The sequence below is a fragment of the Escherichia sp. E2748 genome (assembly GCF_005781125.1).
In the GTDB taxonomy this organism is placed as follows: Bacteria; Pseudomonadota; Gammaproteobacteria; order Enterobacterales; family Enterobacteriaceae; genus Escherichia.
Window position 1 is genome coordinate 24,655 of sequence record NZ_VATP01000005.1, and the last position, 18,417, is coordinate 43,071.

Sequence of the window (18,417 nt, forward strand, 5' to 3'; positions counted from 1 at the left end):
TGCCCGGAAGCGATACGAAATATTCGGTCTACGGTTTAAAAGATAACGATTACTGAAGGATGGACAGAACACATGAACTTACATGAATATCAGGCAAAACAACTGTTTGCCCGCTATGGCTTACCAGCACCGGTGGGTTATGCCTGTACTACTCCGCGCGAAGCAGAAGAAGCCGCTTCAAAAATCGGTGCCGGTCCGTGGGTAGTGAAATGTCAGGTTCACGCTGGTGGCCGCGGTAAAGCGGGCGGTGTGAAAGTTGTAAACAGCAAAGAAGACATCCGTGCTTTTGCAGAAAACTGGCTGGGCAAGCGTCTGGTAACGTATCAAACAGATGCCAATGGCCAACCGGTTAACCAGATTCTGGTTGAAGCGGCGACCGATATCGCTAAAGAGCTGTATCTTGGTGCTGTTGTAGACCGTAGTTCCCGTCGCGTGGTCTTTATGGCCTCCACCGAAGGCGGCGTGGAAATCGAAAAAGTGGCGGAAGAAACTCCGCACCTGATCCACAAAGTTGCGCTTGATCCGCTGACTGGCCCGATGCCATATCAGGGACGCGAGCTGGCGTTCAAACTGGGTCTGGAAGGTAAACTGGTTCAGCAGTTCACCAAAATCTTCATGGGCTTGGCGACCATTTTCCTGGAGCGCGATCTGGCACTGATCGAAATCAACCCGCTGGTCATCACTAAACAGGGCGATCTGATTTGCCTCGACGGCAAACTGGGCGCTGACGGCAACGCACTGTTCCGCCAGCCTGATCTGCGCGAAATGCGTGACCAGTCGCAGGAAGATCCGCGTGAAGCACAGGCTGCACAGTGGGAACTGAACTACGTTGCGCTAGACGGTAATATCGGTTGTATGGTTAACGGCGCAGGTCTGGCGATGGGCACCATGGACATCGTTAAACTGCACGGCGGCGAACCAGCTAACTTCCTGGACGTTGGCGGCGGCGCAACCAAAGAACGTGTAACCGAAGCATTCAAAATCATCCTCTCTGACGACAAAGTGAAAGCCGTTCTGGTTAACATCTTCGGCGGTATCGTTCGTTGCGACCTGATCGCTGACGGTATCATCGGCGCGGTAGCGGAAGTGGGTGTTAACGTACCGGTCGTGGTACGTCTGGAAGGTAACAACGCCGAACTCGGCGCGAAGAAACTGGCTGACAGCGGCCTGAATATTATTGCAGCAAAAGGTCTGACGGATGCAGCTCAGCAGGTTGTTGCCGCAGTGGAGGGGAAATAATGTCCATTTTAATTGATAAAAACACCAAGGTTATCTGCCAGGGCTTTACTGGTAGCCAGGGGACTTTCCACTCTGAACAAGCCATTGCATACGGTACCAAAATGGTTGGCGGCGTTACTCCAGGTAAAGGCGGCACAACCCACCTTGGCCTGCCTGTGTTCAACACCGTGCGTGAAGCTGTTGCTGCTACTGGCGCTACCGCTTCTGTTATCTACGTACCGGCTCCGTTCTGCAAAGACTCCATTCTGGAAGCTATTGATGCAGGCATCAAACTGATTATCACCATCACTGAAGGCATCCCGACGCTGGATATGCTGACTGTGAAAGTGAAACTGGACGAAGCAGGCGTTCGTATGATCGGCCCGAACTGCCCGGGTGTTATCACTCCGGGTGAATGCAAAATCGGTATCCAGCCGGGTCACATTCACAAGCCGGGTAAAGTGGGTATCGTTTCCCGTTCCGGTACACTGACCTATGAAGCGGTTAAACAGACCACCGATTACGGCTTCGGTCAGTCGACCTGCGTCGGTATCGGCGGCGACCCGATCCCTGGCTCTAACTTTATCGACATCCTCGAAATGTTCGAAAAAGATCCGCAGACCGAAGCGATCGTGATGATCGGTGAGATCGGCGGTAGCGCTGAAGAAGAAGCAGCTGCGTACATCAAAGAGCACGTTACCAAGCCAGTTGTGGGTTACATCGCTGGTGTGACCGCGCCGAAAGGCAAACGTATGGGCCACGCGGGTGCGATCATTGCCGGTGGTAAAGGGACTGCGGATGAGAAATTCGCTGCTCTGGAAGCCGCAGGCGTGAAAACCGTTCGCAGCCTGGCGGATATCGGTGAAGCTCTGAAAACTGTTCTGAAATAAATATCTGTAATAAGAAATAGCCCTCGCCGCTTCCCTCTACAGGAATGGCGAAGGGCTGTCGGTTTCGACATGGTTGGCCATCGTATGATGGCCTTTTTTGTTGTGTGTCGGGCGCTAATCTGAAAAGTTTGCCCACTGCTTTTTTTCCCCATCCTCTGCGCAATAATGCCCGGCGAAATATCTCCTCTCCGTTCTGTAAAAGGATTTATACATGAAGAAAATTGTTCTGCCGGTTGCTCTGGCCCTGATGGGTATCAATGTGGGCGCTTATGCCGCCGATGTAAGCATCGATATTTTAAGTGCGACAGTGAAAGATAAACGCATTGAGGGGGCATCGGTGACGCTGCAACGCAATGGCGCACAATCCGTTTCTGGAACCACAAATGCATCGGGCAGCGTTAGTCTGGGTTCTACATTTGCTGATGAGCAAGATGCTTTGTTAATCGTCAAAAAAGAGGGTTATTCCAATCTGGTGGTCAAATGCCCGTGTGCGGGCATGACTTATGCTATTAGTCCGGTAATGACTAATCTGGATGGCATGCGTGTCGTATTGAGCTGGGGGGAAAGGCCTTTTGATCTTGATTCGCATTTGATCTTCCCTGGCGGACATATCTATTTTGATAGTAAAGGGGGGACTGATGCCAATCTGGATGTTGATGATACGGATAGCTATGGACCAGAAACTATCACCATCAGCAAAAAGCATTTTGGCGAAAGTTACATCTATGCCGTGCAGGACTATAGCAATAAAGGGTTGCCCAACAGTAATTATCTCTCTGGCAGTAATGCAAAAGTGTTTGTCTATGTAGGGAGCTCCCTGGTGCGTAGCTATAGTGTCCCAGCTGGAGAACGAGGGAACATCTGGACCGTGTTTAAACTCAATCCAAACGGCGAGTTTGAAGATATCAACTCTGTTACCAGCGCCAATTTTAACGACACCACATTAGGCGTCAGGGATCTAGCCACTGTGATAATGCCTGCGACGGAGTCTTCAACTCAGGCTTCACCTGCGATGCAAAACAGTGGAGATACTCAACTGGCAAGAAAATATAATCGTGAAGGCGAAGCTGTTTACAAAACCGGTCAACTTGAGCAAGCCATTCAACTCTTCCAACAGGCAACAGAATTAGACGGCAATTACGGTCAGGCATTTAGTAACCTGGGTCTGGCTTATCAGAAAAATGGCAACATTGCGGAAGCGATTTGGGCAAATCGTAAAGCGATCTCGTTAGCCAGTGGAGCAAATGCGGCGACAACGCGTGCTAACTCCTACTATAACATTGCCAAAATATATGAAACGTCGGGCCAGAATGCCGATGCATTGCAGCATTATCAACTCGCTTATGCGGAAAAAAATAAGCCCTCTTATGAAGAGGCTATCGCACGGGTAAAAGCGAAAATGTAGCGGTTAGCAAACAGGAGGCTATGTGGTTTTAGCCTCCTTACCCCCAGGCCCGCCGGAATATAGTAATCTTCGTTTTTAACATTCAACGTTCAGATCCCGCTTGAGCGTAAAAACCAGCCTTTAGACATTTTATAAATGATGAAGGGCTGAAAAGTGGTTGATGCCACCGACTCACGATCGTTATCGCCAGCAAAGCTTTTATGCCATTGCACCAGACCCACCTTCAACCATTTTGGCGACCAATCAACCGCTACCGCCGCCAGGCCTGTTTGCCATTTTCCCATGCCTAATTCCTCGTTTTCCGCACTGTTGGCTGTAATCAATGGCCCAATGCCCAATCAGATACTTCTATATCCGATTGGGTTTTGTTAATTGCGTTACCCCTTAAACGTTAACCACGGTCGAAATCTGACCGCTGGCTGAATTAATCCGGCTTCTTGTTGGGCTTCGATAACCGGACCAATATCTTTATAAGCAGCTGGCGCTTCTTCAAGACGTCGTTCTTCGCGCAATGTGACGCATTGCCACGGCAACGTTGACTCTTCAGTCGCGCGCGAGCGCATGGCCTGCCGACGCTGGCTGCGTCCAGCTCCGTGACTGCAAGACCACAGCCACTCCGGGTTGCCGCAACCTACCGCAAGCCACGAATAATCGCCCATTGAACCGGGGATTAATGCCAGATCGCCCGCGTGTGCCGGCGTTGAGGCCACCACTGCGCCAACGGGGACGCCATTGCCGGGGTGAAAATCTGGCGTCGCGCACGTCTGGCGTACATAACCTGGATGATCTGGTAGCTTCACTTCTGCAAAATCAAGCAGTTGTGTCACTGCTTTTTCTTCTAGCGGCAGTTCATCCGGCAGCAGTACGTGGGCTCTGGCTCCTGATGGACGAGATAATGAAACAATATTGTTGGCGCGGGAAAGTTGGATCCCTTTGCGCAGAAAGGCTTTATCAAGCCTCGAAAGATGATGCATAACGCTGTCCTGAAATATAGACGTTAATCAACCCCCTGTATTGCGCGGGTAATTTTGTCTTTCCGGTCAGCAGCCAGCAAAAAGGAAAGAAAACGCGCGTAGTGTATTCAGCAATGACGATGAATACAAGATAAAAATGCCGAGTGCCAAAGAGGGTTGTTGTTATAAAGGAGGTGAATTATCGACACCGGATTGTAAAATATGAAAAATGATAATTCCCAGAATATATATTTTAAGAGTTATTTTTACGCCTGTTCTTACGGCGGTAACTATCCATTGCTTGCCGTTTTTTAATTATCAAAGTGGGAGTAAAATAAATGAATTATTGATGATAATACAACATGTTTTTATGACAAATAATGAAGATCTTATTTTAAATATCATCGAGTTATGCGCACTGCGTGGTGTCGGGTTACCTGGTGTTATGCTAATGTCTGGTTGTTATTAACGCATTTCTCAGATAATTAAATTATAGACATCTTGCAATCTCATCATATTCATATGTTCAAATGAGAAAATATTTTGCCAACAATATCACTTTTTCCAAAAGTTAAATTAAGCATATTGAAATCGCATACAAAGCGTTGGCAGTTTTTTTGAAATTACATTCAGGGTGAATATTCCAGAACAAATGAAATTCACCAAATGAATTGATAATGCGAAATTATAAACGGAGATTATATAAACCGTTTCTGTATTCCTTCGCTCATTTTTTTCTGGGCGATGACAGCATTTAATTTTATCCAGTAACAGGAGAAGATTCATGAGTAAGCCTTCAGACCCTCGTATTGACACCAGCCGCGTTATCCATGCGCCACAAGGAACTCAACTGCATTGTAAAAACTGGCAGATCGAAGCTGCCTATCGGATGTTGAAGAACAACCTTGATCCCGACGTAGCCGAAAATCCACAGCATCTGGTGGTATACGGTGGCATTGGCCGCGCGGCGCGTAACTGGGAATGTTTCGACCAGATCCTCGAATCACTAAAAAATCTCGAGCCTGATGAGTCGCTGTTGGTACAGTCCGGTAAACCCGTGGGCGTGTTTAAAACTCATACTGACGCGCCACGCGTGCTGATTGCCAACTCTAACCTGGTGCCGCAATGGGCCAACTGGGATCACTTCAATGAACTGGATCGCAAAGGTCTGTTCATGTACGGCCAGATGACCGCTGGCTCGTGGATCTACATTGGTAGTCAGGGCATTGTGCAGGGGACGTTCGAAACTTTTGTCGAAGCAGGTCGCCAGCACTACAACAATTCGCTAAGTGGAAAATGGATCCTGACCGCGGGGCTCGGTGGTATGGGCGGTGCACAACCGCTGGCGGCGACTCTGGCGGGGGCTTGTTCATTAAATATCGAGTGCCAGCAAAGTAGCATCGACTTCCGTCTGCGTACCCGTTATGTCGATAAACAAGCGAAAGATCTTGATGATGCACTGGCGCTGATTAAATACCACACCGAACGCAAAGAAGCCGTTTCTATCGCGCTGCTGGGCAATGCGGCGGAAATTGTTCCTGAGCTGGTGAAACGTGCGCATCAGGGAGCGATCAAACCGGATCTGGTGACCGACCAGACCTCCGCTCACGATCTGGTCTATGGTTACCTGCCAATGGGCTGGAGCGTAGAACAATGGCGTGCTGCACAGCAGGATCCACAACAGCACGCCAGACTGCAAAAAGAAGCGGCACAGAGTTGCGTGGCGCATGTTCAGGGGATGCTGGACTTCCAGGCGATGGGGATCCCGGTTGTCGATTATGGTAACAACATCCGCCAGGTGGCTTTCAACGAAGGTCTGCAAAATGCCTTCGATTTCCCGGGCTTCGTTCCTGCTTACATTCGTCCCATGTTTTGTGAAGGCAAAGGCCCATTCCGTTGGGTGGCGCTGTCTGGTGACCCGGAAGATATCTATAAAACCGATGCCAAAATTAAAGAACTATTCCCCAATAACGTACTGACCCATCGCTGGCTGGATATGGCGCGTGAGCGTATCGCCTTCCAGGGGCTTCCATCACGTATTTGCTGGCTGGGGCTTGGTGAGCGTCACCTGGCGGGGCTGGCATTCAACGAAATGGTGCGCAACGGTGAACTAAAAGCACCGATTGTGATTGGTCGCGATCATCTTGATACCGGTTCTGTCGCCAGCCCGAACCGCGAAACTGAAAGCATGCTCGATGGCAGTGACGCGGTTTCTGACTGGCCGTTGCTCAATGGTCTGCTCAATACCGCAGGTGGAGCAACGTGGGTGTCTCTGCATCATGGCGGCGGCGTCGGGATGGGATATTCACAACACGCCGGGATGGTTATTGTTGCCGATGGTAGCGAAGAAGCCGAAAAACGTCTGGCGCGTGTGCTGGTGAATGACTGTGCTTCCGGGGTTATGCGTCACGCGGATGCGGGTTATGAAGCGGCAATTGAATGTGCCAAAAATTATGGTCTGAAATTGCCGATGATTCGCTAAATATTAACGCTGTTATTTAATATTTGCGCTAATACAGGCGGTAAGTTATCCGCCTGTATAACAATAATTATCAAAAATATTCATTACATCGTCGAGAGAAATATCTCTCGACCCTCTATTGCTGTTTCAAAAAATGACCTCTCATTTTGCAGGAGACTTTTTCATGGAATCAAGCAGCCCTATCCGCAGTAAAAAACCAGTATTAGAATCAAATACGATTAACGCCGTTCCTGAGTCCGCTCGCCACGGCGCGCCCTCCAGCCAGTTTACTTTGTGGCTAAGTGCTAACTTACAAATTACCGCCGTGGTGGACGGCGCGTTAGCGATTATTTTTGGCTCTGAAGCCATGTCAGCAATAATTGGTTTATTAATCGGTAATATTATTGGTGGCGCAGTTATGGCATTGCACTCGTCGCAGGGGGCAAAGCTGGGATTACCACAGATGATCTCCAGTCGTATCCGCTTTGGCGTCAAAGGAGCGGCGCTACCGTTACTGATGGTGATTATTATGTATCTCGGGTTTGCTGCAACTGGAACGGTATTATCCGGTCAGGCGATTAACCGGATATTTGGTTTTGAGTCAGCATCGACCGGAATTATTATTTTCGGCATGCTTACCGCGATGATCGCATTGGTCGGTTATAAACTTATTCACGTCGTTGGCCGTGTTGCAGGGATATTAAGTATTCTGGGGTTTATTTACCTTGCCACTCAACTTAGCGGTCACTACGACGTGGCTGCGGCATTTGGTCAAAAGCCATTTAGCTTATCGGTGTTCTTATTAACGATTGCACTCTCAGCCGGATGGCAATTAACGTTTGCACCATACGCCTCTGATTATTCCCGCTATTTACCCTCTGATACACCAGCAAAATCAATCTTCTTTGCCACCTTTCTGGGAACCACGCTTGGCGCGCAATGTGCCATGACTTTTGGCGTTCTTGTTGCTGCTTGCGGTGCTAACTTCCTGAAAGATCAGGTTGGTTTTATGGGCGATTTAGCCGGACCAACGTTTGCCATTCTGATTTATACGGTAATTGTTTGCGGCAAACTGACGGTTAACTGTTTGAATGCCTACGGCGGCTTTATGTCGATTCTGGCGACCGTCAGCGCCTTTAACAATCGCAGCCAGGTTTCACAGCGTGTTCGTGCTGCCTACGTTGTGGGCTTCGTGCTGTTGTCGATGGTCGTCGCGTTGGCGGCAAGCGCAGACTTTTTGAATAATTTCAAAAACTTCGTTCTGCTGCTGTTGACGGTATTTGTGCCGTGGAGCGCCATCAATCTCATCGACTACTACTTCATCTCACAAGGTAAAACCGATATTCCAGCACTTTATACCCCGGAGGGACGCTATGGCGCATATAACAAAACCGCGTTGGTTTGCTACGGAATTGGTGTGCTGGTGCAGATCCCCTTCCTGAATCAAAAACTGTATCAGGGACCCATTTCTGTACTGATGGGCGGGGCGGATATTTCCTGGATTATCGGCTTGTTAATGACTGCCGTTATTTATTACCCGTGGGCAAAACGTACTACCAGCGTTCCTGCCCAGACTATTTATCCCGAGTCGTAATATGGAACCAATGCTGATATCTGCAATGGATAAGCCCTTGCAACCGTGGCGCAACGGCGGGGGTTTTACGCGACAACTGCATGCCTGGCCTGATGATGAAAACTGGCTGTTACGCATCAGTATGGCCAATGTCAGCCAGGACGGCCCTTTTTCGACGTGGCCTGGCGTGGTACGTGGCCTCGCCATTCTCGATGGGGAAGGGGTGAGGCTGACGTTTGCCGATTCGATAATCAACCTGCAACGTCACGATCCCGCCTTAATTTTTCCCGGAGAAGCCAGGCCAGATTGCCAGCTGATGGGCGGTGCAGTTCGCGATCTCAATGTCATGGCGCGGGAAGGCGATACGGGGATGTTGCGGGTGCAAAGTGCCGTTGACTGGCTTCCTCCGTCACTTGCGCAAGCGGGCCTGTTCACGCTGTGTGAAGGGGAGTGGGTAAGCGGCGAGAAAAGGGTGTTTGTCGCGGCAAATATGTTGTTATGGCTGGTTGCGACTGATGGCAAGCCCTGGCGTTTCGTACCACGGAAAAAAGTCTCCGTCGGTGAGCTGGCGGGCTGGTGGCTTTATTATCTACGAGGGGAAAAATCCTTATGAGTGCATTAACGCTCTGGCGAAATACCACGCTGGCGACGCTTTCCGCTAACGATTGGGGAGTGATTGAAAATGGTGCATTAATCAGCCGTGGCGACACTATTGTCTGGCTTGGCAAGACCACGCAGATCCCTCGCGAACTGATGGCGGACATTACAGAGGAACACGACCTGCAGGGTAAGTTGCTGACCCCCGGTCTGGTGGATTGCCATACGCATCTGGTGTATGGCGGCCAGCGGGCGAATGAGTTTGAGATGCGGCTGCAAGGCGTGGCTTATGAAGATATCGCCAGAGCGGGCGGCGGGATCTTATCTACCGTCAATGCCACGCGGGCGGCCAGCGAAACACAACTGTTTGAACTGGCGGCGCAGCGACTACAAAACTGGTTGCGTGAAGGCGTCAGTACGCTGGAAATAAAATCTGGTTATGGCTTGACGCTGGAAGATGAAGCGCGCTGTTTGCGCGTTATCCGCCGCTTACAGGAATCTACAGGATTACGTATTCAGTCTACGTTTCTTGGGGCGCACAGCTTGCCGCCAGAGTTTGCCGGGCGCAGTGATGATTACATTACGGCGCTTTGCGACTGGATGGGCGTCTTACATGAACAGGGGCTGATTGATGCGGTTGACGCTTTTTGTGAAAACATTGCCTTTAGCCCAGACCAGGTACGGCGCGTTTTCAGTAAAGCGCAACACTATGGATTGCCTGTAAAACTGCATGCCGAACAGCTTTCTGACCAGCAAGGCGCGGCGCTGGCGGCGGCGTTTTCTGCACTCTCCTGCGATCATCTGGAATACCTTAGCGAGTCGGGGATCGCCGCCATGAAAATGGCTGGAACGGTGGCGGTACTGCTCCCCGGTGCTTATTACTTCCTGCGCGAAACCCATCTGCCGCCGATTGCCGCTTTGCGGGCAGCGGGCGTGCCGATTGCTATCTCCACGGACCATAACCCCGGAACGTCTCCCAATATGTCATTGCCATTGATGATCAATATGGCCTGTACGCTGTTTCGCATGACGCCGCTGGAAGCCGTTCAGGGCGTTACGTGTAATGCGGCAAAGGCACTTGGACTTATTGACCGGGGTGAACTTGCACCGGGATTACGGGCGGATATGGCGGTCTGGGATCTTAACCATCCACGTGAACTGGCTTACTGGTTTGGGCATCAGCCTTGCCAGGGGCTTATTGTCGGCGGAAAAAGGAGTTGGTAATGAAGCAAACATTATTGCCGTGGAGTGGGCGTGTTGACTCGCAGGAAACCGGCATCAGCACTCGCTGGCATCAGCATGTGCAACCGTTTAGTGAACAAAGCCACGGCGGTTGTACGCTGATTGGTTTTGCCGTTGATGACGGGGTGCAACGTAATGGTGGGCGAGCGGGTGCAGCAGGCGGACCGGGCGCGTTGCGCAGCATGTTGGGAAATATGCCGGTGCTCTGTGAAGGCGCTATTTTCGATATGGGCGATGTACAAAGCGAGGACCACGCGCTGGAGTCCGCACAAAATCGTCTGGCGGCCAACGTATCTACAGCCATTGCGCGCGGCAGTTTACCGGTGGTTCTGGGCGGTGGTCATGAAGTGGCGTGGGGAACGTTTCAGGGGATTATGCAGTCGCGTCCTGATATTCAGCGGTTACTGATTGTGAACCTTGACGCGCATTTTGATTTACGGATGGCGGAAAAAGCCAATTCAGGTACGCCGTTTCGTCAGATGCAAGAGTGGAACGCGCAGAATGGCAAACCGTTTAATTATCGCGTGCTGGGAATAAGTCGTTTTGCCAATACTCAGGCGTTATTTGATCGCGCTGATTATCTCGGTGTGCGTTATTGGCTGGACGAATCTCTGCAATTTGAACGTGGTTTGCATGAGGTCGTTAATGCGCTCTCGGCAGATATTCAGGCGTGTGACGCCATTTATTTAACGATTTGTCTCGATGTTTTACCTGGTTATCAGGCACCCGGCGTTTCTGCGCCATCACCGTTAGGCGTGCCGTTAAATATTACTGAAGCCATTGTGAATTTAATCGCCAATAGCGAGAAGTTGATTGCTGCGGATATTGCTGAACTTAACCCGGAACTGGACCGCGATAATTTGACGGCGAAAGTTGCCGCTCGCCTGGTGACCAGTATTGTCCGGCGGGGGAAAACAGATAGAACAAATTAAAACGTTGTCGCAGTAACCCGTTGTTAAACTCATCATGATAAGGAAACACAATGAAAGGATTGATACGAAGAGTCACTTTCACCGTTGTGCTCTGGAGCGTTTGCTCCATCGCGATGGCGAAATCAACCATTACTCTGGATGGCGAACATCTTTCAATTGACCAGGCCTGGTCAATTGCGTTAGGTGATAACGACGTCAAAATCGCGCCGAAAGCTCTGGACAGAATGGAAAAAAGTTATGATCTGGTGATGACCGCCGCACATTCTGGAACACCCGTTTATGGTTTAACCGTAGGCGTGGGGCTAAATAAAGACCAACCGATATTTGATGCCAAAGGAAATTTAACGCCTGAGGTGATTGACGCGTCGAAAAAATTTAATGCTGCCGCGCTGCGCGCCCATTCTGCGGGCGTTGGTCCGATGTTACCGGACTATCTGGCACGCCTTTCAATGGTATTACGTTTAAATACCATGCTGCATGGGCAAACCGGCGCGCAGCCTTATATTGCCGAGTTGTATGCCGAATTTATTAATCGCGGCGTTACACCGTTAATTCCGGCGCGGGGAAGCATAGGCGCAGCGGATATTATGCTCGCTTCGCACGTTGGTCTGGTGATGATGGGGGAATGGAAAGCCCGAGTAAATGGCGTGCAAATGAGCGGTGGTGACGCGCTGGCGAAAGTGGGACTTAAGCCACTGGTGCCGCAGGGTAAAGATATGCTGGCGATTTTGTCGAACAACAGCGTCGGGACAGCCTACGCTATCGAAGCAGTTCGTTCGGCACGTCAGTTGTTGAATGTCAGCCCGGTGGTTTTCGCTATGAGTCTGGAAGCGTTGAATGGTAACGTCGCACCGGTACTGCCGCAGTCAATTGCCGTGCGTCCTTTCCCGCAGTTGGCTGACTCTGCAAAAGAGATTCGCGATGCGTTAAACGGTTCATATTTATGGCATAAAGATGACAAACGTGCATTGCAAGATCCGTTATCGTTCAGAACTACGGTATATACCATTGCTGAATCAGTACGCGCTTTGCATGATGCTGAAGAGGTCATAACCGTACAAATCAACAGTTCCGATGACAACCCGGCAACGGTGCTGAATGCTGACAAGGCATATCAGGACTCCAGCCAGGTCGCGCAATATTTTGTTAAAGATGGCGCAATCAGCGGCGGGATCTTCCCGACGGCGAACTTCGAATCGTTACCTGTAGCGCTTGCTACTCAACGTCTGACCGTGGCGTTGGTACATGTTTCGCATAACAGTATGCGTCGCTCGCTGCACCTGGAAGATGAGCACTTTACCGGTTTAACGCGCTTCCTGTCGGCACCCGGTAATAAAGGTCACGGCTTCGGTTCACTGCATATTCCGTTTGTCGCGCTGCATGCAGAAAACGTCGATCTCGCCAATCCTGTTTCTTTCGATATTCAACCGGTTGCCGGAGGTATAGAAGATACCGGCGCCAATAATGACCACGCGGCCAGAAGATTGAAACAGGTTGTCGATAATCTGAACGTGATTTATGGCATTGAACTGATGCATTCCGCACAGGCTCTCGATTTACGGTTGCAGGCCGCTCCACAACTGGCATTAGGAAAATCCACCAAAGCAATGTTTACCGAATACAGAAAAGTCGTGCCGTTTGTCGACCAGGATCGGGTCTTTACCCCAGATATTGCAGCTTCGCAAAAATTCTTAGAAGGATATGCTATAAATCAAAAATAAAATTTTTGTTGATTGTTTATCATAATATCCATAGATATGATGATTGCTATCAATTTAATAATCTTCACTTAACTTGAATCATAATAATCCGAAGGGCGTTTTGCTTTTCGGATTATTATTATCTGATTGAGACAATTGTCACGCCGGGCTTGCTGGGTTATAAATATCGATCATGATTTTTATAAAATATCTATTGCTGCTTTGGTTGCCATTACTTAGTAATAAGTAATGGTTTTTTGATAGTTTAAACTATTTTTAAGGGACGGCATTATGAGAGGAAAAATACCCAAAACGGAACTGTTGGTAACTTTTGAGGTGGTCGCACGCCATGAAAGTTATACCAGAGCGGCAGAGGAGTTAGCGTTAACCCAAAGCGCAGTATTCAGGCAAGTTAGCGCACTGGAAGATTTTTTACATATATCATTATTTGCGCATTCTAAAAAAAGAATATTTCTTAATGATGCCGGAAAGCATTATCTGGGCATTGTTAAAGAAACATTGAATAAGCTTGAACGTGACACAAATACTATCATGACCTGGCAGCCTACAGTTCAGGTTATTGAGCTTGCTGTCAATCCTACTTTCAGCACGCACTGGTTGATCCCCAATTTACGTGAGTTCAATAAATTGTATCCCGATATTATTGTCAATATTCACTCATTAGCTAATAACGGGGATTTCCTTAATCGGGAATACGATGCCGTCATTATGCGCGAAAATTTTTGTGCGCCCTGGTCGGAGGTAGAATATCTCTTTGAGGAAGAGATCCTGCCGGTATGCAGCGGCAGTTTACTTTCACTTCCTGACCAAAAACTGTCTGTTGCAGAGCTATTAAGTGAGCTACCACTGCTGCATCAAAGCACCCGTATTACTGGCTGGGAAGAGTGGTTTGCATTGTCTGGCGTTAGTAGTCCGTTGGTGAATAACGGGCCACGTTTTGATTTACTTTCAATGCTGATTGCCGCCGTGCGATCTAATCTCGGTGTGGCGCTGTTGCCCCGGTTTGCAATTCAACACGATTTAGATAGCGGTGACATGGTGATCCCGTGTGATGTGCCTATTCGTACCGGCAATCGCTTTATTATGACGTGGCGGGAAGAGAAGGCTGATTATCCGCACTTGCAACTCTTTCGTGAGTGGTTGCTGGCAAAATCGGTCGTACCGGAAGAGATGTAAAATCTGCGCCTGGTGAGATGCCAGGCGCAGTCATTACCAGTCGATACCAGGCTGTGCCTGAATACCGTTATCAAAAGCATGTTTGACGGGGCGGATTTCGCTTACCGTATCCGCCATTTTTACTATTTCACTATGGCAACCGCGTCCGGTGACAATGACATTTTGCTGCGCCGGGCGATTTTGTAGCGAAGCGATCACTTCTTCGGTATCCAGATAATGGTAAGCCAGCATGTAGGTCAGCTCATCGAGCAGCACTAAATCGTAACGCTCATCAGCCAGCATTCGCTTGCATTCAGACCAGACCTCTTTCGCAGCGTCGATATCCGCTTGCCGATTCTGTGTCTCCCAGGTAAAACCTGTTCCCATAATATGAAATTCAACGCCCAGTGGATGGAGAAGGTTATACTCGCCGTTGTCCCACTGTCCCTTGATGAACTGCGCAACGCCAACCGTTTTGCCATGACCTACGGCGCGCGTCACGGTACCAAAAGCGGCGGTGGATTTTCCTTTTCCGTTACCAGTGAAAACAATCAATATTCCTTTTTTCTCCGTCGCCGCCGCGATGCGTGTGTCGACCTGTGCTTTCAGTTTCTGCTGGCGCTGAATATGCCGTTCAGTTGAAATCCGCGCTTCCATTCACTTTCCTTAATGCTCGGCGGGGCAATTGGCGCAACGGTGTTGCTGCTCAAACTGACTAAAGAAATTATTGCCTTTATCATCCACCAGAATGAACGCGGGCAAGTTTTCAACCTCCATCATCCACACTGCTTCCATGCCCAACTCCGGATATTCCAGGCAATGCAGGCTTTTGACATATTCTTGCGCCAGTAACGCCGCTGCACCGCCGATACTTCCCAGATTAAAGCCGCCATGTTTGTGACAGGCATCAGTAACCTGCTGGCTGCGGTTGCCTTTCGATAACATTACCAGACTGCCGCCAGCCGCCTGGAAGGCGTCGACATAACCGTCCATTCGACCGCCCGTGGTAGGTCCAAGAGAACCACAGGCCATATTTTCCGGTGTTTTCGCGGGGCCAGCGTAATAGACGATATGATTTTTCAGGTAATCCGGCATCGGTTCGCCGTTATCCAGTCGTTCTTTTATTTTGGCGTGGGCGATATCACGCGCCACTACGATGGGGCCGCTTAACGACACACGGGTGCCGATCGGTAAGGTGGCGAGATCCTGCATTACCTCACGCAATGGACGATTTAGATCAATCTGTACGTTATGTGTGTGATTGTCTTCCCGCATTGAGGCTGGAATATATTGCCCCGGATTATGTTCGAGTTTTTCCAGCCAGATGCCGTGCTTGTTAATTTTGGCTTTAATATTACGATCGGCGGAACAGGAGAGTGCCATAGCGATTGGGCAGGAGCCGCCGTGGCGCGGTAGACGAATAACACGAATATCATGAGCGAAATATTTGCCACCAAACTGAGCACCAATGCCAAATTGTTGGCTGGCGTCGAGCAAGGTTTTTTCCAGCTCAACATCGCGGAAGGCTTGTCCCTGCTCGTTTCCGCTGGTGGGCAGATTATCGTAGTATTTTGTCGACGCTAGTTTGGCGACTTTTAACGCCTGATCGGCAGAAAGTCCCCCGACGACAAAGGCGATGTGGTAGGGCGGACAGGCGGCAGTTCCCAGCGATTTCATTTTTTCGATTAAAAACGCAGTCAGTTTTTCTGGTTGCAGGAGAGATTTAGTTTCCTGGTAAAGCGCAGCTTTATTGGCGGAGCCACCCCCTTTATTGACACACAGAAAATGGTACTCGTCGCCGGGGACGGCGCTGATATCAATCTGCGCCGGAAGATTGGTTTGTGTATTGACTTCGGTATACATATCCAGTGGCGCATTTTGTGAAAAGCGCAGATTATTTTCCTGGAAAGTGGTGTAAATACCTTTGCTTAAGGCTTCGGCGTCATTGCCCCCGGTCCAGATGTGTTGCCCTTTACTGGCGACAATGGTGGCGGTGCCGGTGTCCTGGCAGTTGGGTAATATCCCTTTTGCTGAGACTTCGGCATTGCGCAGTAGCTGCAAGGCCACATATCTGTCATTACTGCTGGCCTGCGGATCGTTCAGAATGCTGGCGACTTGTTGCAGGTGAACGGGACGTAAGAAAAAAGAGGCTTCATAAAATGCCTCCCGGGCAAGCAACGTTAATGCTTCCGGAGCGACTTTTATCACTTCTTCGCCGTCTATTTCCGTTACTGTAATATATTGATCGCTGATTAATTTATATTCCGTTGCGTCTTTATATTGTAAAAACGGTTCTTGCCAGATAAATGGTTTGGACATGATGTGTTCTCACATTGTGGTTATTTTTTACCGAATGATAAGGCAGGTCGTTTTTCCAGCAGAGATTCGGTATTGACTTAAGTATTTTTTGTTTAATTACGAGTGATGGTTGTATGGTTTTTAGGGGAACGTAGGCCACCAGTTATTCCAGCTGTGAAAATGCTGGCGTGCTTTGTAATCTATTTTATTGATATGTTTAGATAAATGCACCTGACATAAAGGAATCTGTGCAGGTACATTTATGGGGTTGATAATCTAAACAGTATTAAATATCAAAATGAATGCTTAATAAAGGTGCGTGCTGCTGCGCACCATAAACATCATTATCGCCTACATTCCCAGAGATAATATCTCGTGGCATGACGATTTTTACTGCATTAGAAGGATCAAACCAGACAATACGATGAATAAAGTCAGGTTCAACATGATATAAGCGCGCAATCAGCTCTGGAGTTAATTGCCCTGATGATTTAACTCGCTCATAGTTTTCTTTCGTTTTAAATAAAATATCTAAAACCAGTTCGTAGGGTCCGGCATTTTTTGAACGAATGACTTGCGCCAGTGAGACAATTGACTGTTTCATGCCTGAACTCCTTCTGGCGTCACCTGTTCAATATGGAAATCAAACCGCAGTGCGTCGTTGGCTTCAATCAGGTGATAGATAGAAAACTCGTATACGGGTCCGCTCTGGATATCAGAAGGGGAGAACGGGAACGCCAGGTTGCCCGCAGTGGCGATGCGATTTTCATAACCGTAGTGCAGCATAGTGGAGCGCACCAGTGAACAAACACTGTTGGCGATTTCTTGCGTCGGCGCGACCACATCCAGGACGATCCCCAGTTCATGTCCGGCAGTTTCCATGGGCTCGTGGTCGCCCATGACACCATTTTTACCGTACAGGTGGAATGTCATTCGAATGCTGTCATCGGTCAGCGACAGGTTGCGCGTTACGCTGGCTTTGACATCTTCAATGATTTTGTCGATCCCGGCGATCATTATTGGGTCGCGAGTGCCTGCGATGGTCAGGCAGCGGAAGCCCACCTGCCGCGCACCTTCCAGTTTCAGGGCATATGGCGTTTCTTCATGCTTAGAACCGCTGACATAAACTTCACCGTCGTTCACGGCTTTGAAGGTGCAGCCTTTCAGATTCAGAACACCACCTGGTCCCGGCAGGAAGTACGGGTCCGATTTCTCATACAGCGTATGCGCGGCTGCGGATGTTTCGGTGAATTTACGCTGCGGATTGAACGTCTTCAGCGTGAAGCCATTATCGTCGATGATGCCCATCGCACAGTCAGAGCCGGAGCCTGGCGTCGCGGCAATTGCTGCACATTCGAGAATTTTCCCACAGTGCAGCGCCAGCCCTTCGTCAAAGCCTTGCATGATGGGTAGCGCGGCAAAGCAGGCCGGATCATAAGCCCGGCCGCCCAGCACCACCTGTGCGCCTTCTTTCAGCGCCCGCTGGAAGGGCTCGATGCCCATTTGCGCGACGATATAGGTACTTTCGTCAATCGCGTCGTGCGTTAACGGCGGGACAAAATCCAGCGCCATGATTTTGCCGTTATCCAGTGCCTGGTGAACGATGGCTTTGTCAACGTCCGCCGGGATCAGCGCCATCGAAAACGAAAGTTTTTCCTCTTGCGCAATCTCGTGAATAATTTGACGACACCACTCCAAATGCGGGGCTGCGCCAGAACCACCTGCCGTCCCGATCACCACTGGAATATTATTTTGCACGCCAGCGGTGATCATATAGCGCAGGTCGCGTTTAACTCCCGCGCGGTCGGTAAAAGGCTTACCCGCCCCCAGATAGTGCGGGCCAGGATCGGAAGAACCGGCATCAACGGCGATCAGATCGGGAGATTCCGCCATTGCTTTGCGGAAGCTCTCTTCAGGGAAGCCGTAACCGAGGATCGCAGTAGGTGATAAGACTTTAAAAGAACGAGCCATC

The 18,417-nt window shown here is 49.6% G+C and carries 16 protein-coding genes; 10 read left to right on the plus strand and 6 right to left on the minus strand.

The annotated features are described in order from the left end of the window. The first annotated feature begins 72 nt into the window (after positions 1-72). The 3 genes from sucC to FEK42_RS07905 all read left to right on the plus strand — a co-directional run bounded on the left by sucC (position 73) and on the right by FEK42_RS07905 (position 3,513). Positions 73-1,239 (plus strand): ADP-forming succinate--CoA ligase subunit beta, encoded by a 1,167-nt coding sequence (gene sucC / locus FEK42_RS07895; protein ID WP_001048602.1) that lies wholly within the window; start codon positions 73-75, stop codon positions 1,237-1,239. After that, positions 1,239-2,108 (plus strand): succinate--CoA ligase subunit alpha, encoded by an 870-nt coding sequence (gene sucD / locus FEK42_RS07900; protein WP_000025458.1) that lies wholly within the window; start codon positions 1,239-1,241, stop codon positions 2,106-2,108. Before sucC ends, sucD begins: the two co-directional genes overlap by 1 nt. A 247-nt stretch (positions 2,109-2,355) precedes the next feature. Further along, positions 2,356-3,513 carry a tetratricopeptide repeat protein gene (locus FEK42_RS07905; protein ID WP_171022633.1) on the plus strand — a complete coding sequence of 386 codons (1,158 nt, stop codon included), beginning with the start codon at positions 2,356-2,358 and terminating at the stop codon, positions 3,511-3,513. An 89-nt stretch (positions 3,514-3,602) separates the two neighbouring features. Here the strand turns inward: FEK42_RS07905 and FEK42_RS07910 are convergent, their stop codons facing one another. Next, positions 3,603-3,797, minus strand: a complete 195-nt coding sequence (locus tag FEK42_RS07910; protein ID WP_135492033.1) for a hypothetical protein — start codon at positions 3,795-3,797, stop codon at positions 3,603-3,605. A gap of 93 nt (positions 3,798-3,890) precedes the next feature. Next, entirely contained in the window at positions 3,891-4,487 is a 597-nt protein-coding gene (locus tag FEK42_RS07915) for an RtcB family protein (RefSeq protein ID WP_135492034.1), read from the minus strand. A 763-nt stretch (positions 4,488-5,250) separates the two neighbouring features. Between FEK42_RS07915 and hutU the strand changes: the two genes are divergently transcribed. The 7 genes from hutU to FEK42_RS07950 all read left to right on the plus strand — a co-directional run bounded on the left by hutU (position 5,251) and on the right by FEK42_RS07950 (position 14,168). Beyond that, entirely contained in the window at positions 5,251-6,948 is a 1,698-nt protein-coding gene (gene hutU / locus FEK42_RS07920; RefSeq protein ID WP_135492035.1) for a urocanate hydratase, read from the plus strand. A 163-nt stretch (positions 6,949-7,111) separates the two neighbouring features. After that, on the plus strand, positions 7,112-8,521 hold the full coding sequence (locus FEK42_RS07925; protein WP_130214974.1) for a cytosine permease: 1,410 nt from the start codon (positions 7,112-7,114) through the stop codon (positions 8,519-8,521). Between the two features lie 25 nt (positions 8,522-8,546). Continuing rightward, positions 8,547-9,113 (plus strand): HutD family protein, encoded by a 567-nt coding sequence (locus FEK42_RS07930; RefSeq protein ID WP_240783159.1) that lies wholly within the window; start codon positions 8,547-8,549, stop codon positions 9,111-9,113. Continuing rightward, on the plus strand, positions 9,110-10,321 hold the full coding sequence (gene hutI / locus FEK42_RS07935) for an imidazolonepropionase (protein WP_135492037.1): 1,212 nt from the start codon (positions 9,110-9,112) through the stop codon (positions 10,319-10,321). Before FEK42_RS07930 ends, hutI begins: the two co-directional genes overlap by 4 nt. After that, the gene (hutG, locus tag FEK42_RS07940; RefSeq protein ID WP_135492038.1) at positions 10,321-11,271 is read left to right on the plus strand and encodes a formimidoylglutamase; all 951 of its coding nucleotides are present in this window, start codon (positions 10,321-10,323) and stop codon (positions 11,269-11,271) included. The genes hutI and hutG overlap by 1 nt, the downstream gene beginning before the upstream one ends. Positions 11,272-11,321: 50 nt before the next feature. After that, positions 11,322-12,992, plus strand: a complete 1,671-nt coding sequence (locus tag FEK42_RS07945) for an aromatic amino acid ammonia-lyase (protein ID WP_171022632.1) — start codon at positions 11,322-11,324, stop codon at positions 12,990-12,992. Between the two features lie 270 nt (positions 12,993-13,262). Continuing rightward, positions 13,263-14,168: a LysR family transcriptional regulator gene (locus FEK42_RS07950; RefSeq protein WP_130209888.1), complete on the plus strand. Its 906-nt coding sequence runs from the start codon at positions 13,263-13,265 to the stop codon at positions 14,166-14,168. A gap of 33 nt (positions 14,169-14,201) precedes the next feature. Here FEK42_RS07950 and cobO read toward each other — a convergent pair whose 3' ends face one another. From cobO to FEK42_RS07970, 4 genes are all read right to left on the minus strand, one after another. Further along, the gene (cobO, locus tag FEK42_RS07955) at positions 14,202-14,804 is read right to left on the minus strand and encodes a cob(I)yrinic acid a,c-diamide adenosyltransferase (protein ID WP_135492039.1); all 603 of its coding nucleotides are present in this window, start codon (positions 14,802-14,804) and stop codon (positions 14,202-14,204) included. Positions 14,805-14,813: 9 nt separating this feature from the next. Further along, a complete protein-coding gene (locus tag FEK42_RS07960; protein WP_135490974.1) occupies positions 14,814-16,466 on the minus strand; it encodes a class I fumarate hydratase in 1,653 nt (550 codons plus the stop codon). Positions 16,467-16,731: 265 nt separating this feature from the next. Further along, the gene (locus tag FEK42_RS07965; RefSeq protein ID WP_130214960.1) at positions 16,732-17,049 is read right to left on the minus strand and encodes a DUF4387 domain-containing protein; all 318 of its coding nucleotides are present in this window, start codon (positions 17,047-17,049) and stop codon (positions 16,732-16,734) included. Beyond that, positions 17,046-18,416, minus strand: coding sequence for an acyclic terpene utilization AtuA family protein (locus FEK42_RS07970; protein ID WP_130259802.1), 1,371 nt, complete (start codon positions 18,414-18,416; stop codon positions 17,046-17,048). Before FEK42_RS07970 ends, FEK42_RS07965 begins: the two co-directional genes overlap by 4 nt. Between the last annotated feature and the right edge of the window lies 1 nt (position 18,417).